The organism is Burkholderia singularis, assembly GCF_900176645.1.
GTDB classification, from domain to species: Bacteria; Pseudomonadota; Gammaproteobacteria; order Burkholderiales; family Burkholderiaceae; genus Burkholderia; species Burkholderia singularis.
This window is the reverse complement of record NZ_FXAN01000049.1, coordinates 59,037-65,334: the sequence shown is the minus strand read 5'-3', so window position 1 is coordinate 65,334 and position 6,298 is coordinate 59,037. Positions and strand designations below refer to the sequence as shown.

Here is a 6,298-nt window from a genome sequence, read left to right as displayed (position 1 = left end):
ACCCGATCCCGCCCGTTGACGACGGCGATGCGCAACGCCGGCAACCGCATGGTCACGTCGATCGTCGAATGCATTTACGCGTGCTTGCGGCACTCGTCGCGAGTGGGGAGCCTAGGCCGCGAGCCATGTGAGACGTAAGCCGTCATATCGATAGCACGATGTGTTGGTTCGTTCCGCCCGGCCGCATTGCTACGATTTTCGGTCTGTCCGTCGCGCGATGCGACGGCCTGAGGCCCACGCATTCCCGATAGGAACGACGACGCATGTCTTGGCTGACCCGACGCGGCTTTCTCATCGCATCCGGCGCAACGCTCGCGAGCGCGGGCCTTCCCGCCGCCGTGCTCGCGCAAACGAACGGCGCGGCGCGCAAGCGCGGCGGCACGCTGAACGTTTCGATCAATCCGGAGCCGCCCGTGCTGGTGTCGATCTTTCAGACCACCGGCCCAGCGCTGCTCGCGAGTTCGAAAGTGCATGAAGGGCTGCTCGCATACGATTTCGACATGCGGCCGAGGCCGCAACTGGCGAGCGCGTGGCAAGCGAGCCCCGACGGTCTCGCGTATACGTTCACGCTGCGAAGGAACGTCAAATGGCACGACGGCCAGCCGTTCACGTCGGCGGACGTCGCGTTCTCGATCGAACTGCTGAAAGCGATTCATCCGCGCGGGCGCAGTACGTTCGCGAACGTCGCCCGCATTCGCACGCCCGATGCGCACACGGCAATTGTCGAGTTGTCGAAGCCCGCGCCGTTTCTGATTCGTGCGCTGTCGGCCGGCGAATCGCCGATCGTGCCGAAGCATCTGTATGCAGGCGGCGATCCGCTGTCGAATCCGCACAACAACGCGCCCATCGGCACGGGGCCGTTTCGCTTCAAATCGTGGACGCGCGGCGCGAGCATCGTCTATGAGCGCAATCCGGATTACTGGGAGGCGGGCAAGCCGTATATCGATACGCTCGTGTTCAAGGTGATCCCGGACCCGGCCGCGCGCTCGGCCGCGTTCGAGACGGGCGCGCTCGATTTGGGCGGCGAGAACCCGGTGCCGCTCACCGAGCTGCCGCGCCTGAGCCGATTGCCGCAACTCGCCGTCGAGATGCGCGGCTACCGGTTTCTCGCGCCGCAGACCGAGATCGATTTCAATCTCGATCATCCGGTGTTGAAGGACCGGCGCGTGCGGCAGGCAATCGCGCAGGCGATCAATGCGCAAGTCGTGCAGAAAACGATCGCTTACGGCTATGCGGACGTGTCGCCGACGCCGATCACGCCCGCGTCGCCGTATCACGATCCGACGCTCGCGCCTTATCCGTTCGATCCGGCGGCGGCCGGCAAGCTGCTCGATGCGGCCGGCTATCCGCGCGGGGCGGCCGGCGTGCGCTTTCGGCTCACGCACGACTATCTGCCTTACGGCGACCTGTTCCGGCGGCTTGCCGATTACACGAAATCGGCGCTCGCGCGCGTCGGCATCGACGTGACGGTGCGCTCGCAGGATCTGCCGTCGTTCCTGAAGCGCGTTTATACCGACCGGCAGTTCGATTTCGCGAGCACCGGCGTCAACACGCTGTTCGATCCGAGCGTCGGCGTTCAGCGGCTGTATTGGTCGAAGAATATCCGGCCCGGCGTGCCGTTCTCGAACGCGCCGCACTACAGCAATCCCGATGTCGACCGGCTGCTCGAAGCGGCGTCGATCGAGCCGGACGAGAGCCGGCGTGTCGCGCTGTACCGGCAATTCCAGCAGATCGTCCATCGCGATCTGCCGATCCTGAACCTGATCGCGCCACGCTCGATCACGCTCGCAAACCGGCGCGTGCGCGATCACACGGTGTCCGCGCAGGGGCTCGAAGGTAATTTCGCGGATGTCTATTTGATTTGAGCCGGGCGGCGCCGCGCATTCGCGCGAAGAATATGCGCCGGGCGTATCCGGGCGGCGCATTTCGGCCGCATTGGAACCACACGAGGAGAACCCATGAGGCGAAACGCGCGCTGGGGCGCGATCTTGCGCCGGACCGCGTGGCAGGCTGTGCCGACGGTGATCGGTATCGTGATCGTCAACTTCTGTCTGCTGAAGCTGATGCCGGGCGACGCCGCCGACGTGCTCGCGGGCGAATCGGGCTCCGCGAGCACCGAGACAATGGCGATCATGCGTGCGAAGTTCGGCCTCGATCAGCCGCTCGTCAGCCAGCTTGGCGCGTATCTGTCGCATCTCGCGCACTTCAGCCTCGGCTATTCGCCGCGCTACGACATGCCGGTGATGCAGCTCATCCTGTCGCGGCTGCCCAACACGCTGCTGCTGATGGGCGCGGCGCTCTCGCTTGCGCTTGTCGTCGGCGTCGCGCTCGGCGCGGTGATGGCGCATTGGGCGGGCAAATGGCCGGATCGCGTGCTGTCGGTGCTCGCGCTGCTGTTCTATTCGACGCCCGGCTTCTGGATCGGCCTGCTTGCGATCGTGCTGTTCTCGGTGCGGCTCGGCTGGCTGCCGAGCGGCGGCAATCTGACGATCGGCGCGCCGCTGCATGGGCTCGCGTATGTGGCCGACCTGGCCAAGCACGCATTGTTGCCCGCGACCACGCTCGCCACCTTCTTCGTCGCGGTCTACGCGCGCCTCACACGCGCCGCGATGCTCGAAGTCGGGCAACAGGATTTCGTGCGCACCGCCCGTGCGAAAGGGCTGTCGGCCGCACGCGTGAGCGTGCGCCACGTGCTGCGCAATGCGCTGATGCCGCTGTCGACAGTCGTCGGCATGCACTTCGGCACGCTGCTCGGCGGCGCGGCCGTCACCGAGACCGTGTTCAGTTGGCCGGGGCTCGGCCGCCTCGCGCTCGACGCGGTGCTCGCGCGTGATTTCAGCGTACTGCTCGGCGTGCTGTTGCTGTCGTCGCTGCTCGTGATCGTCGCAAATGCGCTCGTCGATCTGATTCAGGCGTGGCTCGATCCGCGTGTCGGCTGATGCGCGCCCGCGTGTTCCGATACCTGTTTGTGTGGGGAGATCTCCGATGACTGTCGATTCGTCGAATTTTGGTTCCATGCCGTCCGACGCGCGACGCGCCGCCCGGTGGCGCCGCGCGTCGCCGTGGCGGCAGCGCGCGGGCGCGCTGTCCGGGCGGCGTGACCACGAGGGCGGCCACAGCGCTGCGCTCGAGGGGCTCGCGGCGGGGCAGGCCGACGTCGGCATGGCTGCCGGCGCCGACGTCTGGGCCGAGAGTGGCGTGGCGTCGACGCATGCGCGCCGCGCTACATGGCGCGCGTTGCTGCGCAATCCGTCGGCGCTCGCCGGCCTCGTGCTGCTCGCGGCGTTCGCCGTGCTTGCGCTGATCGCGCCCGTATGTTTTCCCGGCGATCCGCTCGACATGGTCGCCGCGCCGTTCGAATGGCCGTTTGCCGATCCGGCCTACTGGCTCGGCACCGATTCGCTCGGCCGCGACGTCGCCGCGGGCATCGCGCACGGCGCGCGCGTGTCGCTGCTGATCGGCGCGTCGGCCGCCGCGCTCGGGCTGACGATCGGCACGCTCGTCGGCGCGCTCGGCGGCTATTTCGGCGGCATTGTCGACAATGTGTGCATGCGCGTGACCGAACTGTTCCAGACCGTGCCGTCGTTTTTGCTCGTCGTCGTGATCGTCGCGATCGGCCGGCCGCAGGTCACGGTGATTGCGTTTGCGATCGGCGTCGCGTCCTGGCCGAGCGTCGCGCGGATCGTGCGCGCCGAATTCCGAGCGCTGCGCCATGCGGATTTCGTGCTTGCCGCACGCAGCCAGGGCTTTGGCAACGCGCGCATCATCTTCGGCGAGATCCTGCCGAATGCGCTGCCGCCCGTGATCGTCACCGCGTCGGTGATGGTCGCGAGCGCGATCCTGATCGAATCGTCGCTGTCGTTTCTGGGGATGGGCGATCCGAACGTCGTGAGCTGGGGCGCGATGATCGGCGCAGGGCGCGACGCGCTGCGCACCGCGTGGTATTTGAGTGCGATTCCCGGCGCGGCCATCGTGCTCGCGGTGCTCGCGCTGAATCTGCTCGGCGACGGCTTGAACGAAGTGCTGAATCCGCGTTTGCGGCAACGCGTTTAAGGATGCGACATCGTGAGCCACGATAGTCAAAACACGTTGCTGGAAGTGCGCGATTTGCGCGTGAGCTTCGGTGCGCACGACGCAGTGCGCGGGATCAGCTTCGACATTGCGGCGGGCAAGACGCTTGCACTCGTCGGCGAGTCGGGCAGCGGCAAGTCCGCGACGGCGCTCGCGCTGATGCGGCTCTTGCCCGAGCAGGCGCGGGTGAGCGGCAGCCTGCGGTTCGACGCGCGGGAGTTGCTCGCGTTGCGCGAGCGCGATGCGCGCGACGTGCGCGGCCGGCAGATTTCGATGATTTTCCAAGAACCGATGACGTCGCTCAATCCGGTGCTGACGATCGGTGAGCAGATCGTCGAGACGTTGCGCGCGCACGAGCCGCTGGCGAAAGCCGCGGCATTCGCGCGCGCGGTCGAACTGCTCGATCTCGTCGAAATTGCCGAGCCGCGGCGCCGCGTGCACGATTATCCGCACGAACTGTCGGGCGGCCAGCGGCAGCGAGTGATGATTGCGATGGCGCTCGCATGCCGGCCGCGTTTGCTGATCGCCGACGAGCCGACCACCGCGCTCGACGTGACGATTCAGTCGCGCATTCTGTCGCTGCTCGATACGCTGCGGCGCGAGCTGCGCATGGCGCTGCTGCTGATTACGCACGATCTCGGCGTGGTGGCGGATCGCGCGGATCGCGTCGCGGTAATGCTGGATGGAAGGATCGTCGAGCAGGCAAGCGCCGCGCAGATGTTTTCGACGCCACGGCATCCTTATACGCGCGGATTGCTGGGCGCGTCGCTGACGCTTGCCGACGAGTTGCATTATCGCGAGCGGGCGCTGCCCGAGATTCGGCATCGCGCGGTGGCGGAGGCTGCGGGGACGTTCGAGGCGATGCGGCTTGAGGGCGGGCGCGGAGGCTCGGGGGCGGCGCGCGGGCAGGACGCCGAGGCGGGGACGGGCTGCCCGGAAACTGCTGCGGCTGATGCGCGGCCTTTCGCGAAAGTGGGCGCGTCGCGTGGGCGATTTGATGGCGACGAGGCGGCCAGTCCGGAAACCGTCGCGGCTGCCGCGCAATCGCTGGCGAATGAAGCGATACGCGGACGAAAGGATCGCGACGAGGCGGCCGGCCCGGAAATCGTCGCGGCTGATGCACGGCATGCGCGCCGCTCGGCGAAGGCGGCGGTGCACGCACCGGCTGTCTCATCGGATGCGTGCTTCACCCAAACCGCGACGGCCGACGCGGCGCATGCGCAGGCCGCCGTCATCGATGCCGCGGGGCCGCACCGCACGGCAGCCCCCGCGCACGAGCCGTCTGTATCCGCTGGTTCGCCGCCGGTCACGAACGGCGCTCCGATGCTGCTTTCCATTCGCGATCTGCGCGTCGATTATTCGCAACGGCATGGCGGTGCTGCATTGCGCGCGGTCGACGGCGTGTCGCTCGACATCGCGCGCGGCGAATCGGTCGGGCTCGTCGGCGAGTCGGGCTGCGGAAAATCGACACTGTCGCGCGCGATCATGCGGCTCGTGCCGGCCGCGCACGGCGAGATCCGGCTGCATGGCGTGGATCTCGCGCCGCTGCGCGAACGCGCGTTGCGCCCGCTGCGCCGGCGCGTGCAGATGGTGTTTCAGGATCCCTACGCGTCGTTGAATTCGCGCCGCACGATTGGGCAGATGCTCGATGCGACGCTCGCCGTCAATGGCGTCGCCGATACGCGCACGCGGCGCAGCCGCGCACGCGCGATTCTCGAGCGCGTGCGTTTGCCGACGTCGGCGCTCGGCCGTTTTCCACACGAATTTTCCGGCGGCCAGCGGCAGCGGATCGGGATCGCGCGCGCGCTCGTGCTGGAGCCGGAACTGCTGATCTGCGACGAGCCCGTCTCGGCGCTCGACGTATCGATCCAGGCACAGATTCTCAATCTGCTCGTCGAGTTGAAAAAGGAACTGGGGCTTGCGCTGCTGTTCATTTCGCACGATCTGTCGGTGGTCCGCTATATCGCGGATCGCGTGCATGTGATGCGGCAGGGGCGAATCGTCGAAAGCGGCGATCATCGGTCGATCTGGCGTGAGCCGCAGCATCCGTACACGCGTGCGCTGCTTGACGCGATTCCGGGGCGTGCGCGCACCGCGCGTTCGGCATGAGCGCGCGGCGGTTTCATCATGGCGCGATCGTTTTGCCGCGAGGCTCGCGCACGCGCCAGGTGGGTGGTTCGGCATCGGTCGAACGCGCGGGGCGGCGGCGCTGCCGCCGTTCATCCAT

Annotated in this window: 4 protein-coding genes; all 4 read left to right on the top strand. The window is 67.4% G+C overall.

Annotation, left to right across the window (positions count from 1 at the left end; genetic code table 11):
- The first annotated feature begins 263 nt into the window (after positions 1–263).
- The 4 genes from BSIN_RS10145 to BSIN_RS26455 all read left to right on the top strand — a co-directional run bounded on the left by BSIN_RS10145 (position 264) and on the right by BSIN_RS26455 (position 6,180).
- Positions 264–1,865 carry an ABC transporter substrate-binding protein gene (locus BSIN_RS10145; RefSeq protein ID WP_089340379.1) on the top strand — a complete coding sequence of 534 codons (1,602 nt, stop codon included), beginning with the start codon at positions 264–266 and terminating at the stop codon, positions 1,863–1,865.
- Positions 1,866–1,958: 93 nt separating this feature from the next.
- Entirely contained in the window at positions 1,959–2,939 is a 981-nt protein-coding gene (locus tag BSIN_RS10140; RefSeq protein ID WP_089340378.1) for an ABC transporter permease, read from the top strand.
- 46 nt (positions 2,940–2,985) lie between these two features.
- Positions 2,986–4,053, top strand: coding sequence for an ABC transporter permease (locus tag BSIN_RS10135; RefSeq protein ID WP_256583731.1), 1,068 nt, complete (start codon positions 2,986–2,988; stop codon positions 4,051–4,053).
- 12 nt (positions 4,054–4,065) lie between these two features.
- Positions 4,066–6,180, top strand: coding sequence for a dipeptide ABC transporter ATP-binding protein (locus tag BSIN_RS26455; RefSeq protein WP_173678662.1), 2,115 nt, complete (start codon positions 4,066–4,068; stop codon positions 6,178–6,180).
- Positions 6,181–6,298: the final 118 nt, after the last annotated feature.